Here is a 17,155-nt window from a genome sequence, read left to right as displayed (position 1 = left end):
TAAAGCATGGACAAAGGCATACTCAAGAACGTTTCGATCAACTTCATCGGGCTGATCCTGCCGACCTTCGTGTCGCTGGTGACGGTGCCCGCGTACATCCACGCGCTCGGCGTCGAACGCTACGGCGTCGTCAGCCTCGTGTGGACGCTGATCGGCTATTTCGGGATACTCGATCTCGGGATGAGCATGGCCGCGCAGAACCACATCTCGAAGGCGCTCGCGAGCGGCAACGCCGACGAAAGCGCGCGCGTGTTCTGGAGCGCGTTCTGGCTGAATCTCGGCACCGGTATCGTCGGCGGCCTGCTGATCTATTTCGGCGCGTTCGTCTACACCGCGTATTTCACGAAGGTGTCGGCCGCGATGCAGCACGAGGTGTATCTGGCGCTGCCGTGGCTCGCGCTCGCGATTCCGCTCGCGAACGTGTCGTGGGTGTTCGCCGGCGCGATCAACGGCGCCGAACGGTTCGGCGTGTTCAACACGAACCAGACGATCGGCACGTTCCTGTTCCAGTTGCTGCCGCTCGGCGCCGCGTGGTGGATCGCGCCGAACCTGCAGACGGTGCTCGCCGCGGCGGTCGTCGCGCGGCTGATCGCGGCGGTGATGCTCGGTCAGGCCAGCATCAAGGTGCTCGGGATTCGCCGCATCGATCCGCCGCAGTGGGGCACCGCGAAGGGGCTGTTCAACTTCGGCGGCTGGATGCTGATCGCGAGCACGACGAGCATGATCGCCGACACGCTCGACCGCGTGATGCTCGGCGCCGGCATGGGCGCGAAGTTCGTCACCTACTACACGGTGCCGCAGAACCTCGTCACGCGGCTGAACATGCTGCCGAACGCGCTGGTGCGCACGCTGTTCCCGCGCCTGTCGGCGGTCGGCCGCGATCATGCGGATACGCTCGCGCGCCAGTCGCTCGAATTCCTGAACGGCGTGTTCACGCCGGTCGGCATCGTCGCGATCTTCGCGCTCGCGCCGTTCCTCACGCTGTGGGTCGGCGCCGATCTCGCCGCGCATTCGGCGCCGGTCGGCCGCGTGCTGGTGATCAGCGTGTGGCTCGTCGGCCAGGCGAGCGTCACGCGCATCCTGATCCAGTCGCAGGTCAATCCGGCCCGCGCGGCATTCGCCGGGCTCGTCGAGATGCCGTTCTTCGTCGGCGGCCTGTGGTTCGGCATTCATCACTTCGGGCTGATCGGCGCGGCGGTGGTCGTCGCGGCGCGCGCGCTCGTCGACTACGGCGTGCTGTTGTACCTGTCGGCGATCCGGATGCGCGCGATCGTACTCGACATGCTTGCCCATCTCGCCTTCCTGCTGGCGAGCCTGTTTCTCGCGCAGGCATGGCCGGGGCTGGTCCAGTCGATCGGCATGTGCGCGGTCGTGCTGGTGCTGAACGTCGCGTGGTCGCTCACGATGACGCCGGGGCTGCGTGCACTCGTGCGCGACCTGTTTGTCCGTCTCAATGCGAGGAGAACTGCATGAATCGCGATCTGGCGGAACACGCCGTCCTGAATCTCGCCACGGCCGATGCCGCCGTGGTCCATGCCGGCGACGCCGCCGCGCCGCACCCGGCCGAACGGGCCGGCGCGCGGCAGCCGACGCGTGCGCTGCGCGTGGCGATCGTCCACGACTGGCTCGTCACCTATGCGGGCGCCGAGCGCGTGCTCGAACAGATCGTCGCGTGCTTTCCCGACGCGGACCTGTTCAGCCTCGTCGATTTCCTCGACGATCGCGCGTTCGTGCGCGGCAAGCCGGTGACGACGTCGTTCATCCAGAAGCTGCCGTTCGCCCGCACCAAGTACCGCAGCTACCTGCCGCTGATGCCGCTCGCGATCGAACAGCTCGACGTGTCCGAGTACGACCTCGTGATCTCGAGCAGCCACGCGGTCGCGAAGGGCGTGCTGACCGGGCCGGACCAGGTGCACATCAGCTACGTGCATTCGCCGATCCGCTATGCGTGGGACCTGCAGCACCAGTATCTGGAACAGTCGAACCTCACGCACGGGCCGAAATCGCTGCTCGCGCGGATGATTCTTCATTACATCCGCAACTGGGATACGCGCACCGCGAACGCGGTGGACGGCTTCGTCGCGAATTCCGCGTTCATCGCGCGGCGCATCAAGAAGGTCTACCACCGCGACGCGGCGGTGATCTTTCCGCCGGTCGACGTCGACGCGTTCTCGCTCAACGCGGTGAAGGAGGATTTCTACCTGACCGCGTCGCGGATGGTGCCGTACAAGAAGATCGACCTGATCGTCGAAGCCTTCTCGAAGACGCCCGAGCGCAAGCTCGTCGTGATCGGCGACGGCCCCGAGATGCAGAAGATTCGCACGAAGGCAGGCCCAAACGTCGAGATCATGGGCTATCAGCCGTTCGCGGTGCTGCACGACCGGATGCGGCGCGCGAAGGCGTTCGTGTTCGCGGCCGAGGAGGATTTCGGGATCTCGGTCGTCGAGGCGCAGGCGTGCGGCACGCCGGTCATCGCGTACGGCAAGGGCGGCGCGCTCGAGACCGTGCTCGACCCGCAGTCGAACCTGAACCCGACCGGCCTTTTCTTCGACGAACAGACGCCGCACGCGATCGTCGCGGCCGTCGACGATTTCGAGCGCGCGCCGCAGCGCTTCACGCCTGACGCGTGCCGCGCGAACGCGGAGCGGTTTTCCGCCGACACGTTCCGGCGGCGCTTCCTCGACTACGTGGAGCAAGCGCTGCCCGGCTCGACCGCGCAGCGCGGCACGGCGGCCCCGCTGCCGGTCGCGCGCGGCCCGGCGACGCTCGTGCTCGACCAGAGCGGCGTGCTCGGCGGCGCCGAGCTGTCGCTGCTCGAGATCATGAAGCACATGCGCGCGAACGCCGACGTGCTGCTGTTCGACGACGGCCCGTTTCGCGCGGCGCTCGACGAGATCGGCGCGCGCGTCGACGTGGTCGAGCAGGGCGCGCTCGCGGGCGTGCGCAAGCAGGGCGGCGTGTCGTTCGGCGCGGTGAAGCAGCTCGTGCGGCTGGTGCGCGACGTCGCCCGCCGCGCGCGCCGCGCCGAGGTGATCTACGCGAATACGCAGCGCGCGATGGTGGTCGCCGCGCTCGCCGGGCGGCTCGCGCGCAAGCCGGTGGTCTGGCATTTGCGCGACATCGTCAGCACCGACCATTTCGGCGGCAAGCAGTTGCAGGCGATCAAGTACTGCGCGCGGTTCGGCATCACGCGCGTGATCGCGAACTCCGACGCATCCGCGCAGGCGTTCCGCGCGCTGACGGGCTTCACGCCGCAGCACGTCGACGTCGTGTTCAACGGGATTTCGGCCGAACCGTTCGACGCGCTGGAAGGCGTGAGCCAGGCCGCGCTGCGCGCGCGCCTCGGGTTGCCCGCCGACGCGTGGCTGGTCGGCTCGTTCAGCCGTCTCGCGCGCTGGAAGGGCCAGCACGTGCTGCTGGAGGCCGCCGCGCGGCATCCGGACATGCACGTCGTGCTGGTCGGCGCGCCGCTGTTCGGCGAGGACGACTATGCGGCGCAACTGCACGAATACGTCGCGCAGCATGCGATGGACGAGCGCGTGCATTTCCTCGGCTTCCAGCGCGACGTGGCCGCGTGCATGACGGCCGTCGACGTCGTCGCGCACACGTCGATCACGCCGGAGCCGTTCGGGCGCGTGATCGTCGAGGGGATGCTCGCGCGCCGGCCGGTCGTCGCGGCGCGCGCGGGCGGTGTCGTCGAGATCATCGAGGACGGCGACAACGGGCTGCTCTGCGAGCCGGGCAACGCGGCCGCGCTGGCCGATGCGCTGGCGACGCTCAAGTGCGACCGCGCGCTGCGCGAGCGGCTCGTCGCGAGCGGGCGGGCGACCGCGGTGCGCCGGTTCGGGACCGAAACCTACGTGGAGCGGGTCGAGAAGATCCTCGCGGATACGGCGAAGGCTGCCAAGGCGGCGAGCGCGAAGAAGTAGCAGCCGGCGCGAGCCGGCGGGAAAGGGCGGAAAATGGCGGAAAACGGGCCCCCATGCGGCGTTGCGCTGTGCGGGGGCTTCGTTTTTCAGCGGGCGGGGCGTGTGGCTGCGACGGGTGAGCTGGTTTGCGCCCCGGGTCCGAGTCGGGCGCGAGCGTAGCCGAGCGTCGTCTGGAACAGGATTGGGCCGTCGGGAACGTGAAGCGAGCAGTCGACACCGTCGCGCTCGTGCTTCGGCAACCGCGCACAAGGGGCCCGCGGGGGCCGTAGCGCGGTCGAAGGGCGGCAGGCCACTCATTCCTTGTCGACCCGGCCTGCAACCGCGTGCCGGCCATGAAAAAGCCCTCGCGCAGCGACACGCCGCGCGAGGGCTCCGGACCGGACGGCCGATCGAGCCGGCCGGCTCGCGTCAGGCGGCCTGTTCGGGCGTCGACGCGACGACGCGGGCGGTGCGGGTCGGCTTGAAACTGGCCGACCACGTCATCGCCGGGCGTTCGAACATCCGGTAGAACAGGTACGCGACCGGAATCGCGACGGCCATGAACGCGAACGACGGCCAGATCGACAGCTGCAATTCGGAGTGGAACAGCACCGAGCCGAGGCAGACGAACAGCGGCAGGTGGATCAGGTACAGCGAGTAGCTGAAGTCGCCGAACCAGCTCAGCACGCGCAGCGGCGGCGTCGTGCGCGGCGGCCGGGCGAGCGCGCGGTACAGGAAGCATGCGAAGCCGGCCGACCACAGCTGGAACGCGCCGTACTGGCCGAAATGGAATGCGCCGCAGCCGGCGGCCAGCAGCACGGCGGCCGCGACGTACCACGCGCGCGACGGCACGACGGCCGTGCCGCGCGACTGCTGCGCGCGCACGTCGGCGATCCATGCGCCGATCGTCCAGGACAGCCAGTACGACGTGAAGAACTGCAGGTCGTGCCGTTCGAGCAGCCACGCCGACGCGACGTTGACGAGCGCCACCGCGGCGACGACGGCCGGCATGCCGATGCGCCGGCGCAGCGCGAACAGCAGCGGGTAGATCGCGTAGAACTGCACTTCGAGCGACAGCGTCCACAGCGCGCCGTTCGACCCGTACGTGTAGCCGGCGACGCCCTGCAGCGAGAACAGGTTCACGAGGAACGCGACGAGGCCGACGTCGCGGATCTTGTGGCTGACGGGCTCGATCTGCAGACTGACCGCATCGAGCGCGAGCGTGAACAGCAGCGCGGCGAGCAGCACCGGGTAGATGCGCGCGAAGCGGCGCACCCAGAAGTTCGGCGCGTCGAGCCGGTACGCGGGATTGGCCGCGAGCTTGAGCGCCGCGTTGCGGTGGATGCAGTAGCCGCTGATCACGAAGAAGATCGGGACGCCGGCCGAGCCCCACGCGAACGGGAAGGTCAGGTAGCCGGCGATCGCGCCCGGGCTGAGCGCATGACCGTAAGCCTGATGGAAGCTCTGCATGCCGACCCAGACGACCTGGCGGCAGTGGAAATAGGCGACGAGCAGCGCCGCGAAGCCGCGCATCGCGTCGATCACGTGTTCCTTGTGGTCGGCGACGGGCGGCGCGGCCAGAGACGATCCGCTGAAAGCTTGCATGCGATTCGATTCCTTGCGACGGATGGACGGGAAGTTCATCCAATCGTAATGCGCAAGAATTCGGTCAATGAATAAAAAAATCTCGTCCGGAAATATCGGTATTCCGCATCATGGGTTTATCGCTGCCTGAAAGCGGTTCCGCGACGGGCACGAATTATTTGCCGATTTTTTTCTGATAGTTTGAAGCTCCAGTTGATTGATGCAAGGAGCGGCAAGATGGACATGCATTGGATCGCGAGCGCTGCAGTACTGCTGGTCATGGCCGTGCTGTCGGCGTACCGCGAGGCGCTGAAGAACGAACCGATCCGCCCGGGCCTCGAGCGGGGCGGCGTGCCCTATATCGAGGAATTCGAATCGTAAGAATTTGTATCCGGAAAATCGGTAATTTGTTTCTGCTCCGGCAATCGGTTCGGCAATATCGACCGGGTTGAAGCGATTATATTTTTTCCGGAATAATCGGGCAATCAGTTCATATCGAAAATGAGCGGAGCGGAATTGGCAGTACCGTCGATTCTCGATATGCCGTTCGGAACACAATCGCGCCGGGTCGCAGGTCGACGCGGCGCAGTCAACGCTATCAGGATGCGAACATGTTGAAAGTCACCAGGGCCGTGTTTCCCGTTGCCGGTCTCGGCACGCGGTTCCTCCCGGCAACGAAGGCGAGCCCGAAGGAAATGTTGCCCGTCGTCGACAAGCCGCTGATCCAGTACGCGGTCGAGGAAGCGATCAACGCCGGTATCACCGAGATGATCTTCGTCACCGGGCGCAGCAAGCGCGCGATCGAGGATCATTTCGACAAGTCGTACGAGATCGAGGCCGAGCTCGAGGCGCGCGGCAAGGAAAAGCTGCTCGAGCTCGTGCGCGGCATCAAGCCGAGTCACGTCAACTGCTTCTACGTGCGCCAGCCGGAAGCGCTCGGCCTCGGCCATGCGGTGCTGTGCGCGGAGAAGCTCGTGCACGGCGAGCCGTTCGCGGTGATCCTCGCCGACGACCTGCTGCACGGCGAACAGCCGGTGCTCAAGCAGCTCGTCGACGTGTTCGACCACTATCACAGCTCGGTGATCGGCGTGGAGACGATCCCGCGCGAAGACAGCCGCTCGTATGGCGTCGTCGAAGGCCGGGAGTGGGAAGAGGACATCATCAAGCTGTCGGGCATCATCGAGAAGCCGGCACCCGAGGATGCGCCGTCGAACCTCGGCGTGGTCGGCCGCTACGTGTTCATGCCGACGATCTTCGATCATCTGCGCAAGCTCAAGCCGGGTGCGGGCGGCGAACTGCAGCTCACCGACGCCGTCCAGTCGCTGCTCGCGAACGAACAGGTGCTCGCGTATCGCTACTACGGCACGCGTTTCGACTGCGGCAGCAAGATCGGTTATCTGAAGGCCACTGTCGAGCTCGCGCTCCAGCATCCGGAAGTGAGCCGCGAATTCGAGGCGTACCTGCGTACCTGCTTGCCCGCGCTGGCTGCCGTCGCTTAAGCGGCCGCGCGCTCCGTCGTTTCAGGTGGTGGTTGTTCCGTTGGCCCCGGCCGCTCGCGCGCCGGGGCTTTTTTGTTTTTGGCGGGCGCACGAGCGTGGTGCGTGACGTCTGGATGCCGCACCTCGGACGGGCGGAGGTTGGTGGCCCGCGACGCGAGGAGTAGGCCGATGAGGTGGGACGTCGCGCGTGAAACCGGTGCCGACGCATTCGTCGCGTGACCGGATCGGTGGATGGGTTGCGCGGGTTGCACGACGCGCGCTGGGGTGTCGCGCGATGACGCGGCATCGGCCGCCAAGCAGCTGGCCGCCGGCCGCCGGGCGTCACCGGTATCGACGCATTCCGATCCGTTGCCGCCGCCCACCGCTCAGCGCGGCGACGTGCTCGGTTGCGCGGCGAAGTGTCGGGCCAGCATCGCGGCGATCGGCTTCTTGAAGTCGAGCAGCCGTTTTTCGAGATAACGCCAGGACAGGTGCGCAAGCAGCACGGCGAGCGCGAATTGCAGCATTTCCGGCAGCGCGTCGCGGACGATTTCCGGCATCGGCACGTGCGCGAACGACGCGGGCAGCGCGCCGAAGCGCGCCGGAATCAGGTTGTGGAACAGGTAGAAGCCGTAGCTGATCGTGCCGAGATACGCGAGCGGCGCCCAGTCGAGCAGCGCGACGACGGGATGCTCGGGCGCGCTGACGATCCACAGCATCAGCGCGCCGAGCGACACCGACAGGCCGAGATCCGCGAGCCCCGCGACCGCATCGGGCAATGCCGTGCAGGCGGGCAGTACGAGGAAGAAGACGACGCCGGCCGCGCCGAGCCAGCCGGGCGGCACGCGGCGCGCGGCGGCCGCGCCGCGATCGGCGAGCGCCATCGCGCCGACGCCGCCGAGCGCGATCAACGCGAAATTCCACGGGGAAAACGCGTAGATCAGCACCGGCGACGCGTCGGACAGGTAGAGCGCGAGATGCGCGAGCGCGCACAGCGCGACGGCCGCGATGCCGAGCGCGACGTGTCGCGCGGCGGGCACCGCGAGCAGCGCGAGCGGGGCGATCAGATAGAACTGCTGTTCAACGGCGAGGCTCCAGAAGTGCGACGTGGAGCCCGGCCAGCCGTCCTTGACGACGCCGATCCAGTAATTCGACAGGAACACCGCGTGCCATGCGAGCCCGAGGTTGACGCCGCGCTGGTAGAACAGCGCGTGCGCGATCGCGAGCGCGGCGAGCAGCAGGTAGTAGACGGGGAAGATCCGCAGCGCGCGCTTCGCGAGGAACAGCGCGAGCGCGTGGCGACGCGTCATGGCGCCGCGCTCGACCGCCTGGCGGTTGCGATGCAGCTCGCCGACGATCAGGAATCCGCTGATGAGGAAAAACGTCCACACGCCAAGCTTGCCGACGTCGACGGCAAGGACATGGCCCTTGTGGGACAGGAAAACGAGGATGACGGCGAGGGCTCGCAGGCCGTCGAGTCCTTTGACGTATCTGACTTCGCGCATGGAGGCATCCGGGCATTGAGCACGCCCAGTATAGGTGCGCAAATATCGAACGTAATTCGCGTTCGGGCCCATACGTGAAGGTGTTTTTTCACGCTCGGGCGTCGATGAAGTCGGTCGCACGCAACAAAACCTGCGGGAAACCCCGCGAAAACGCATAAAAGTACTGCACGAAGCGTCAAGGCGCTTGTAGAATCCGGCGTTGAAGCGCGCGCGTTGCACGCTTCGTGTATCCAACGACCACACCTGGTAGGAGAAACATGGCGACTTCCGCAAAAAAGGTGGCCAAGAAGGCTGCCGCACCGGCCACCAAGAAAGTGGCTGCCAAAAAGGCTGCGCCCGCGAAGAAAGTAGTGGCCAAGAAGGCTGTCGCAAAGGCAGCACCGGCTGCTCCGACGCCGCTGAAGGACAAGTTCACGAAGGCATCGCTCGCAACGCACATCGCTGAGCGCGCAGCTGTCGAAGTGAAGGCGGTCAAGGCAGTGCTCGTCGCACTCGAGAACGTCGTGCTGGGCTCGGTTCACAAGAAGGGCGCGGGCGAGTTCACGCTGCCGGGCCTGCTGAAGATCACGGCACAAGTCGTGCCGGCGAAGAAGAAGCGCTTCGGCAAGGATCCGTTCACGGGCGAAGAGCGTTGGTTCCCGGCGAAGCCGGCCAGCGTGCGCGTGAAGGCACGTGCGCTGAAGAAGCTGAAGGACGCGGCAGCGTAATGCCGCGCAACGACTGCCGAATGCATGTCGGCAGCCGTTGCGATGTCCCGAGATCCCCGTACGCGAAAGCGTGCGGGGATTTTTATTGGGCCGCGCAACGCGCGCGGCGGCGAACAGGCGGCATGGCGATCACCGGTTGCCCGGCACATGACGCGCGGCGGATCGTATGTCGCGCATCTGCATCCCCATCGCCGAGCGGCGAGCTTCGTTCGCGCGACGCGTGTCGGTGTCGCTGCGGCAGGGAGAAACGCTCGGCATCGTCGGCGAATCGCGATCGGGGAAGTCGACGCTCGCAGTGGCGCTGCCCGGGTGTCGTTTCTTCGCGTTCCATTGAGCGCGCGTCGTCAGGTTTGCCGTCGTGACCGACTTCATTCCGCATGAGATCGCCGCACAGCTCGCCGCCGCACGCGTCGCGATCGAACGGCATCTCGGCGCGACGCTGCAAGCGATCCACCTGTTCGGATCGGCGCTCGACAGCGGCCTGAAACCGCGCAGCGACATCGATTTGCTGGTGACGGTAGCGGTACGCCCGGACGAAGCGCTGCGGCGCGCGCTGATGTCGGACCTGCTCGGCGCGTCGGCGCCGCCGGGTTGCAGCAGCGGCATGCGTGCGCTGGAGGTCACCGTCATCGCGCACGGCGACGTGGTGCCGTGGCGTCATCCCGCGCGACGCGAGTTGCAGTTCGGCGAGTGGCTGCGCGGCGATCTGGAAGCCGGCACCGTCGAGCCGCCGCTGATCGATCACGATCTGGCCATCCTGTTGACGAAGGCGCGACAGCACAGTGTCGCGCTGGTCGGGTCGCCCGCGAACGTATTGTTCGAGCCGGTGCCGGTGCGCGACTTCGTCGCCGCGCTGCTCGCGACCGTTGCGCAGTGGAAGGCCGAACCGGACTGGCATGGCGACGAGTGCAACATCGTGCTCGCGCTCGCGCGCATCTGGTACAGCGCCGCGACCGGCGGGATCGCACCGAAGGACGTCGCCGCGACGTGGGTGCTGGCGCGTTTGCCGGACGCGCACCGGCCCGTTGTTGCGGCTGCGCGTGCTGCCTATGTCGATGGCGAGGCGGGCGCGGCGATTCTGTCGGGCGAGCCGCTGGCCGAATTCATCGGCTACGCGCGGCGAGCGATCGAGTCGATGTTGTCGGCGTAGCGGCGTAGCGGCGTAGCGGCGTAGCGGCGTAGCGGCGTAGCGGCGTAGCGGCGGGCGCCGGCGAAGCACGTCAACGGCTTACGGCCCGCCTGCCACGGATAGCGAACCCGTTCGAGCCGGGTGCATGCGCGACCCGTCGAGCCGGGTGCGTGCAGACGGCGATCCGGCGCGGCATCGCGCATCCGCAGCCGGCCGCCTGTAGTCAGCCCGCGGTGCCCGCAAAGGCGGCCTTCAGCGCGGCGTCGTCGAACTTCGTCATCTGCATCATCGCGGCGGCCACGCGGCCCGCCTTGACCGTGTCGCGGTCGGCCATCATCGGGATGAGCGCTTCCGGAACGATCTGCCATGACACGCCGTAGCGATCCCTCAGCCAGCCGCAGCCGTCGGCCGTGCCGCCGTTGTCGAGCAGGGCGCTCCAGTAGCGGTCGAGTTCCGCCTGGTCCGCGCAGCTGACGAGCAGCGAGATTGCGTGGTTGAACGCCTCCGTGCGCGGGTGGCTCATCGCAAAGAATGGCTGCCCGAACAGCTCGAATTCGACCATCCGCGTGCCGTCGGTGCCGGGCACGGCCGTGACGCGCACGATGCGCGAATCCGGAAAGATGCCGGCATAGAAGGCCGCGGCTTCTTCGGCTTCCGTCGAATACCAGAGGAAAGGCGTGATCTTCTGAATCGTCATGACGAGTCTCCTGTCTGCATGGGTGCGGGGCAACCGTATGCCGCCATCGATACGACGGACGACGCCCGCCGAAATCGACACGCGGCGCAAACAAATCCTGCGTCGGTTAACCCGGTCGGCGCCGGCTGTGCGGATGATAGGCGCTCAACGGAGAAACGGCGACCTCTCCGGCCATCGGAAACGGGGTTGCGGGTGCATTGCAGCCGCCAGGCGCCGTTGCCGGCGCGCCGACCTGTGTCGGGTCCCGGCTCGGGGCGAGGCGGCCCTGCGGGCGATGTCGGCTCCGCCTGCCGGAGATGGACGAAAAAAAGCCAGCCGCGGCCGAAACCGGGGCTGGCTTTCCAGGTCGGCGGCAAGGCGTCGGAGACGCCATGCACGCCGGATACTTCGTTTTTAGAACTTGTGACGCAGGCCGAGTGCGACCATTTCCTGGGACTTCGTGCCGGCGTAGCCGTACGAGCCGATCGACGCTTGCGCAGCTTGCGTCGTATTCGCGTCGACGCGTTGCGTGCCGCTTGCGTGCTGGTATGCGCCGACCAGGTAGACGTCCGTGCGCTTCGACAGCGAGTAATCCGCGCCGAGCGAAACCTGATGGTACTTCGCGTCCGTGTCGCCGCTCGCCTTCGTGTACGAGTAACCCAGACCCAGCAGCAGCGGCGGCGTGACCTGGTACGTCACGAACGCGCGACCCGTATTGTACTTCTCGGTCGAACCGAAGCCCGACGATGCGTCCGGCTTGTACTGTGCGTTGCTGTAGCCGAGGCCGAGCGTGACCGGGCCGATTGCGTACTGGCCTGCGACTTGTGCGATGCCGATCGACTTCGCCGTCACGTAACCCGAGTTGATCGGGCCGTCGACGATGTTGTCGGCCGTCGTCGACGTCCAATTGGTGCGCGAGCCTGCTGCCGGCGTCGGGTTGTTTGCGTAGAAGTAGCCAGCTGCAACACCAATCGGGCCGTTGTTGTAAGCGGCTGCGACCGACCACGTCTGACCCGAACCCGGCTTGCCAGCGACGCCGCTGAGACCGTACAGGCCTTCGAACTGGAAGCCACCCCAAACCGGCGAAGCGTATTTGATCGCGTTGCTGACGCGCAGGCTGTTGTCGTTGTTGTCGACGTCGCCCGGCGTTGCGAAGAAGCTGCCGAAGTAGTTGTCAGCCGTGACTGCTTGGACCAGGTCAACCACCGGGTCGTACTGGCGGCCCAGCGTCAGCGTGCCGTACTGGTTGCTTTCCAGGCCGACGTAAGCCTGGCGGTTGAAAATCGTGTTCGATGCGCTCAGCTTGCCCGTGCCCGGGTTGAAGCCGTTTTCAATCTGGAAGATTGCCTTCAGGCCACCGCCCAGATCTTCCGCACCCTTCAGGCCCCAACGGCTGCCTTGCAGGTTGCCCGACAGCATCTGCCACATGTTGTTGCCCGTGCCGTCATTGCCGTGAACGTAGGCAATCGACGTGTCGATCACGCCGTACAGCGTCACGCTCGACTGAGCCTGAGCAGCACCAGCGGCGCCCAGCAGGGCGAGCGAGAGGGTCGAGAGAGCAAGTTTCTTCATCGTTGAGTTTCTCCACGCAAGTGATTCATCGTTATTTGTTGCGGATTGGAGAATAGCTCAGTGCCATACACGCAAGAAAGCTCAAAAAATAAAGTGTCTCGAAAAGGTAACAGCGCCAAAAAGTCCATATAGATCAAGCACATCAGCAACTGTTCCTGTTTATGAAACAGTTGACAATTGCTGCGCCGCGATTGTTTCAATAGTTGATGCTGATGGCCGCAGATCCCTTGTTTTAGCCCGTTGCAGTAACGAAACGAGGGTGTGCAAACGTTTGCAGTTGCAGCTGGATGCATGTCGGCGTGCAACGCATGCGTCGACGCCGCGCGCATGCGCGGCGGGACGACGGGGTTGCAAAGGGGAGAGGCGTGTGCCGGGCCCGCGCGAGACCGATGCGCGGCCGCTTGCAGAGGGCGGGTGAATCAGTCGTCGCGCGGGCGAACGTCGGCGTGACCGGGTTGAACTGCCTGAGCGGACGCGGCCGGCGCCGGATGCTCGGCCGGCCGATGCGCGTCGCCGCGGGCCGCCGCGAATTCCGCGCCGAGCAGCAGCACGATCGCGGAGAAGTACAGCCACATCAGCAGGACCGCGAACGATCCGGCCGCGCCGAACGCACTCGCGGTGCCCGCATGCGCGAGATACAGCGCGAACAGCTTCTTGCCGCCGGAGAACAGGATCGCGGACACGATGCCGCCGATCGCGGCGTCGCGCCACGCGACGCGCGCATCCGGCAGGAATTTCATCAGCGACGCGAACGCGGCCGCGAGCACCGCGATGCCGACGAAGAACTGGATGAGGTTCGTGACGACCACGTATGGCGAATCGCCGAGCAGCCAGGTGCCGACGAAGGTGATCGCGGTGTCGAGCACGAGCGACACGATCAGCAGGAATGCCACGCCCAGCACGAGCCCGAACGAAATCAGCCGCACGCGCACGAGGCCGAGCATGCTCGACCAGCGGCTTTCGGTGGCCGGCCAGATCACGCTGAGCGCGGCGCTGAGCGACGCGAACGTGGCCGACGCGCCGATCGCGAGCGCGGCGAACGAGATCAGCGTGGCGAGGCCGCCGCGTTGGCCCGCGCGGTGCGCGTTCTGCACGATCGTCTGGATGCTGGCCGCCGCGTCGTCGCCGATCAACTGGTGCGCCTGTTCGAACACCTGGCCGCGCGCGGCGTCGTCGCCGTAGAACCAGCCGGCCACCGCGATCACCATCACGAGGGTCGGCGCGAGCGAGAACGCGGAGAAAAACGCGATGCCCGCGGCCATCGCGGAGCAGCGGTCGGACGAAAAGCGCTTGAACGCGGTGAGGGCCCAGTTGGCCTGCTGCTGGGCGAGACGGGTGGCTTCGGAAGTGATCTGTCGTTTCATGACGGTTCGGTTGCGCGCGGAACGCGGATCATCGCGGGTTGGTCGCAGGTTGGTCGGACAAATCGGTATTGATCCGAGGATTCGATCAGAGTTGCCTGAACTGTCTATAATTCCTTTCAGTCGTACCCCACCCCACAATAACGCCGAGACCGCCATGCTACAAATGTCCCGGCGCCAGTTCCTGAAGGTGACCGCCACGTCGCTTGCCGGATCGAGTCTTGCCCTGATGGGCTTTTCTCCGTCCGAAGCGCTGGCCGAAGTCCGACAGTACAAACTGGCGCGCACCGTCGAAACGCGCAACACCTGTCCTTACTGTTCAGTAGGTTGCGGCATCCTGATGTACAGCCTCGGAGACGGCGCGAAGAACGCACAGCCGAGCATCATCCATATCGAAGGCGATCCCGACCACCCGGTCAATCGCGGCACGCTGTGCCCGAAGGGCGCGAGCCTGATCGACTTCATCCACAGCCCGAACCGCCTGACGCACCCCGAGTATCGTGCGCCCGGCTCGGACAAGTGGGAACCCATCTCGTGGAACGACGCGCTCGACCGCATCGCGAAGCTGATGAAGGCCGACCGCGACGCGAACTTCGTCGAGACGGCCGAAGACGGCGCGAAGGTCAACCGCTGGCTCACGACGGGCATGCTGGCCGCGTCGGCGGGCAGCAACGAGGTCGGCTACCTGACGCACAAGACCATCCGCAGTCTCGGGATGCTCGCATTCGACAATCAGGCGCGTGTCTGACATGGCCCGACGGTGGCAGGTCTTGCCCCGACGTTTGGCCGTGGAGCGATGACGAACCATTGGGTCGACATCAAGAACGCGGACGTGATTCTCGTGATGGGCGGCAATGCAGCCGAGGCCCATCCGTGCGGTTTCAAGTGGGTAACGGAGGCGAAGGCGCACCGCAAGGCGCGGCTGATCGTCGTCGACCCGCGCTTCACGCGTACGGCCTCGGTGGCCGACTACTACGCGCCGATCCGCACCGGCACCGACATCGTCTTCCTGGGCGGCGTCATCAACTATCTGCTGACGAACGACAAGATCCAGCATGAGTACGTGAAGAACTACACGGACTTCTCGTTCATCGTGCGCGAGGATTTCGCGTTCAACGACGGCATCTATTCCGGCTACGACGCCGAGAAGCACGCGTACCCGGACAAATCGAGCTGGGACTACGAGCGCGGCGACGACGGTTTCGTCAAGGTCGACCCGACGCTGCAGCATCCGCGCTGCGTCTACAACCTGCTGAAGCAGCACTACGCGCGCTATACGGCGGAGAGGGTCCAGCAGGTCTGCGGCACGCCGAAGGACAAATTCCTGAAGGTGTGCGAGATGCTCGCGACCACGGCCGTTCCCGGCCGCGCCGGCACGGTGCTGTACGCGCTCGGCTGGACGCACCACTCGATCGGCGCGCAGATCATCCGCACCGGCGCGATGGTGCAGCTGCTGCTCGGCAACATCGGCATCGCCGGCGGCGGGATGAACGCGCTGCGCGGTCACTCGAACATCCAGGGGCTGACCGACCTCGGGCTGATGTCGAACCTGCTGCCGGGCTACATGACGCTGCCGATGCAGGCCGAGCAGGACTTCGACGCGTACATCAAGAAGCGCGTGCAGGAACCGCTGCGGCCGAACCAGCTCAGCTACTGGAAGAACTACAAGGCATTCCACGTCAGCTTCATGAAGTCGTGGTGGGGCGATGCGGCCACCGCCGAGAACAACTGGGCGTACGACTACCTGCCGAAGCTGGACAAGCAGTACGACCTGCTGCAGGCGATCGAGCTGATGAATGCCGGCAAGATGAACGGCTACATCTGCCAGGGCTTCAATCCGCTCGCGGCGGCGCCGTCGAAGGTGAAGACGGCGGCGGGCCTCGCGAAGCTGAAGTGGCTCGTGATCATGGATCCGCTCGCGACCGAGACGTCCGAGTTCTGGAAGCATCACGGCGACTACAACGACGTCGATGCGTCGAAGATCCAGACCGAGGTGTTCCGCCTGCCGACCACCTGCTTCGCGGAGGAAAACGGCTCGCTCGTCAGTTCGAGCCGCGTGCTGCAGTGGCACTGGAAGGGCGCGGAGCCGCCGGGCGAAGCGAGGAGCGACCTCGAGATCATGTCGGGGCTGTTCCTGCGCATGCGCAAGCTGTACCAGAAGGACGGCGGCAAGTACCCGGACCCGATCGTGAACCTGACCTGGCCGTACGCGAACCCGGAAAGCCCGACGCCCGAAGAACTGGCGATGGAGTTCAACGGGAAGGCGCTCGCCGATCTGCCCGATCCGAAGGACCCGGCGAAGACGCTCGTGAAGAAGGGCGAGCAGCTCGCCGCGTTCGCGCAACTGAAGGACGACGGCACGACCGCGAGCGGCTGCTGGATCTTCTGCGGCGCGTGGACGCAGGCCGGCAACCAGATGGGGCGGCGCGACAACTCGGACCCGACCGGCATCGGCCAGACGCTGAACTGGGCGTGGGCATGGCCCGCGAACCGGCGGATCCTGTACAACCGCGCGTCGTGCGACGTCGCCGGCAAGCCGTTCGACCCGACCCGCAAGCTGATCGGCTGGAACGGCAGCGCGTGGAAGGGCGCCGACGTGCCGGACTTCAAGGCCGACGAACCGCCCGAAAACGGGATGGCGCCGTTCATCATGAACCCGGAAGGCGTCGCGCGCTTCTTCGCCCGCGCGGGGATGAACGAAGGTCCGTTCCCCGAGCACTACGAGCCGTTCGAGACGCCGCTCGCGGCGAACCCGCTGCACCCGAACAACCCGCTGGCGCTGAACAACCCGGCCGCCCGCGTGTTCCCGGACGATCGTGCGTCGTTCGGCAAGGTGGCGGACTTCCCGCACGTGGCGACCACGTACCGGCTGACCGAGCATTTCCACTACTGGACCAAGCATGCGCGGCTGAACTCGATCATCCAGCCCGAGCAATTCGTCGAGATTGGCGAAGACCTCGCGAAGGAAGTCGGCGTCGCGCATGGCGAGCGCGTGAAGGTGTCGTCCAAGCGCGGCTACATCATCGCGGTCGCCCTCGTCACGAAGCGGATCAAGCCGCTGACGGTCGACGGCAAGAAGGTCCAGACGGTCGGCGTCCCGTTGCACTGGGGCTTCAAGGGCCTGACGAAGCCCGGCTATCTCGCCAATACCCTGACTCCGTCCGTGGGCGACGGCAACTCCTATACACCGGAATTCAAGTCGTTCCTGGTGAAGGTCGAAAAGGCGTAAGGGGAA

General features: G+C 66.0%; 12 protein-coding genes and 1 pseudogene. 8 read left to right on the top strand and 5 right to left on the bottom strand.

The features are described 5' to 3' along the window. Positions 1-6 precede the first annotated feature (6 nt). Positions 7-1,473 carry a flippase gene (locus tag HWX76_RS02035; protein ID WP_050011262.1) on the top strand — a complete coding sequence of 489 codons (1,467 nt, stop codon included), beginning with the start codon at positions 7-9 and terminating at the stop codon, positions 1,471-1,473. Then, a complete protein-coding gene (locus HWX76_RS02030) occupies positions 1,470-3,929 on the top strand; it encodes a glycosyltransferase family 4 protein (RefSeq protein ID WP_176015418.1) in 2,460 nt (819 codons plus the stop codon). Before HWX76_RS02035 ends, HWX76_RS02030 begins: the two co-directional genes overlap by 4 nt. A 408-nt stretch (positions 3,930-4,337) precedes the next feature. Here the strand turns inward: HWX76_RS02030 and HWX76_RS02025 are convergent, their stop codons facing one another. After that, the gene (locus tag HWX76_RS02025; RefSeq protein ID WP_124554022.1) at positions 4,338-5,513 is read right to left on the bottom strand and encodes an acyltransferase; all 1,176 of its coding nucleotides are present in this window, start codon (positions 5,511-5,513) and stop codon (positions 4,338-4,340) included. Between the two features lie 216 nt (positions 5,514-5,729). Here HWX76_RS02025 and HWX76_RS02020 point away from each other — a divergent pair, with 216 nt between their 5' ends. Then, positions 5,730-5,873, top strand: a complete 144-nt coding sequence (locus tag HWX76_RS02020) for a hypothetical protein (protein WP_006479318.1) — start codon at positions 5,730-5,732, stop codon at positions 5,871-5,873. Positions 5,874-6,103: 230 nt separating this feature from the next. Beyond that, a complete protein-coding gene (galU, locus tag HWX76_RS02015) occupies positions 6,104-6,991 on the top strand; it encodes a UTP--glucose-1-phosphate uridylyltransferase GalU (RefSeq protein ID WP_027782643.1) in 888 nt (295 codons plus the stop codon). 365 nt (positions 6,992-7,356) lie between these two features. On the opposite strand, the gene HWX76_RS02010 is transcribed toward galU, so the two are convergent. Beyond that, positions 7,357-8,475: an acyltransferase gene (locus HWX76_RS02010; protein ID WP_050011260.1), complete on the bottom strand. Its 1,119-nt coding sequence runs from the start codon at positions 8,473-8,475 to the stop codon at positions 7,357-7,359. Between the two features lie 257 nt (positions 8,476-8,732). Here HWX76_RS02010 and HWX76_RS02005 point away from each other — a divergent pair, with 257 nt between their 5' ends. From HWX76_RS02005 to HWX76_RS01995, 3 genes and pseudogenes are all read left to right on the top strand, one after another. After that, a complete protein-coding gene (locus tag HWX76_RS02005; RefSeq protein WP_011548077.1) occupies positions 8,733-9,182 on the top strand; it encodes an HU family DNA-binding protein in 450 nt (149 codons plus the stop codon). A gap of 220 nt (positions 9,183-9,402) precedes the next feature. Then, positions 9,403-9,498, top strand: a pseudogene (locus HWX76_RS02000) (ATP-binding cassette domain-containing protein); the annotation flags it as partial. Positions 9,499-9,540: 42 nt separating this feature from the next. Further along, a complete protein-coding gene (locus HWX76_RS01995) occupies positions 9,541-10,332 on the top strand; it encodes an AadA family aminoglycoside 3''-O-nucleotidyltransferase (protein ID WP_176015417.1) in 792 nt (263 codons plus the stop codon). A 202-nt stretch (positions 10,333-10,534) separates the two neighbouring features. On the opposite strand, the gene HWX76_RS01990 is transcribed toward HWX76_RS01995, so the two are convergent. The 3 genes from HWX76_RS01990 to HWX76_RS01980 all read right to left on the bottom strand — a co-directional run bounded on the left by HWX76_RS01990 (position 10,535) and on the right by HWX76_RS01980 (position 13,923). Beyond that, positions 10,535-11,008: a VOC family protein gene (locus HWX76_RS01990; RefSeq protein ID WP_050011259.1), complete on the bottom strand. Its 474-nt coding sequence runs from the start codon at positions 11,006-11,008 to the stop codon at positions 10,535-10,537. Positions 11,009-11,401: 393 nt separating this feature from the next. Beyond that, the gene (locus HWX76_RS01985; RefSeq protein WP_089489176.1) at positions 11,402-12,559 is read right to left on the bottom strand and encodes a porin; all 1,158 of its coding nucleotides are present in this window, start codon (positions 12,557-12,559) and stop codon (positions 11,402-11,404) included. 419 nt (positions 12,560-12,978) lie between these two features. After that, complete coding sequence (locus tag HWX76_RS01980; RefSeq protein WP_176015416.1) at positions 12,979-13,923, bottom strand: YihY/virulence factor BrkB family protein; 945 nt, start codon at positions 13,921-13,923, stop codon at positions 12,979-12,981. A gap of 154 nt (positions 13,924-14,077) precedes the next feature. On the opposite strand from HWX76_RS01980, the gene fdnG reads away from it, so the two are divergent. Then, positions 14,078-17,149 (top strand): formate dehydrogenase-N subunit alpha, encoded by a 3,072-nt coding sequence (gene fdnG, locus HWX76_RS01975; protein WP_143328897.1) that lies wholly within the window; start codon positions 14,078-14,080, stop codon positions 17,147-17,149. Positions 17,150-17,155: the final 6 nt, after the last annotated feature.

It is taken from the genome of Burkholderia sp. BCC0398 (genome assembly GCF_902833245.1).
Lineage (GTDB): Bacteria > Pseudomonadota > Gammaproteobacteria > Burkholderiales > Burkholderiaceae > Burkholderia > Burkholderia sola.
Note: the sequence above shows the minus strand (reverse complement) of the source record. Positions and strands in the feature narration are given on the sequence as shown.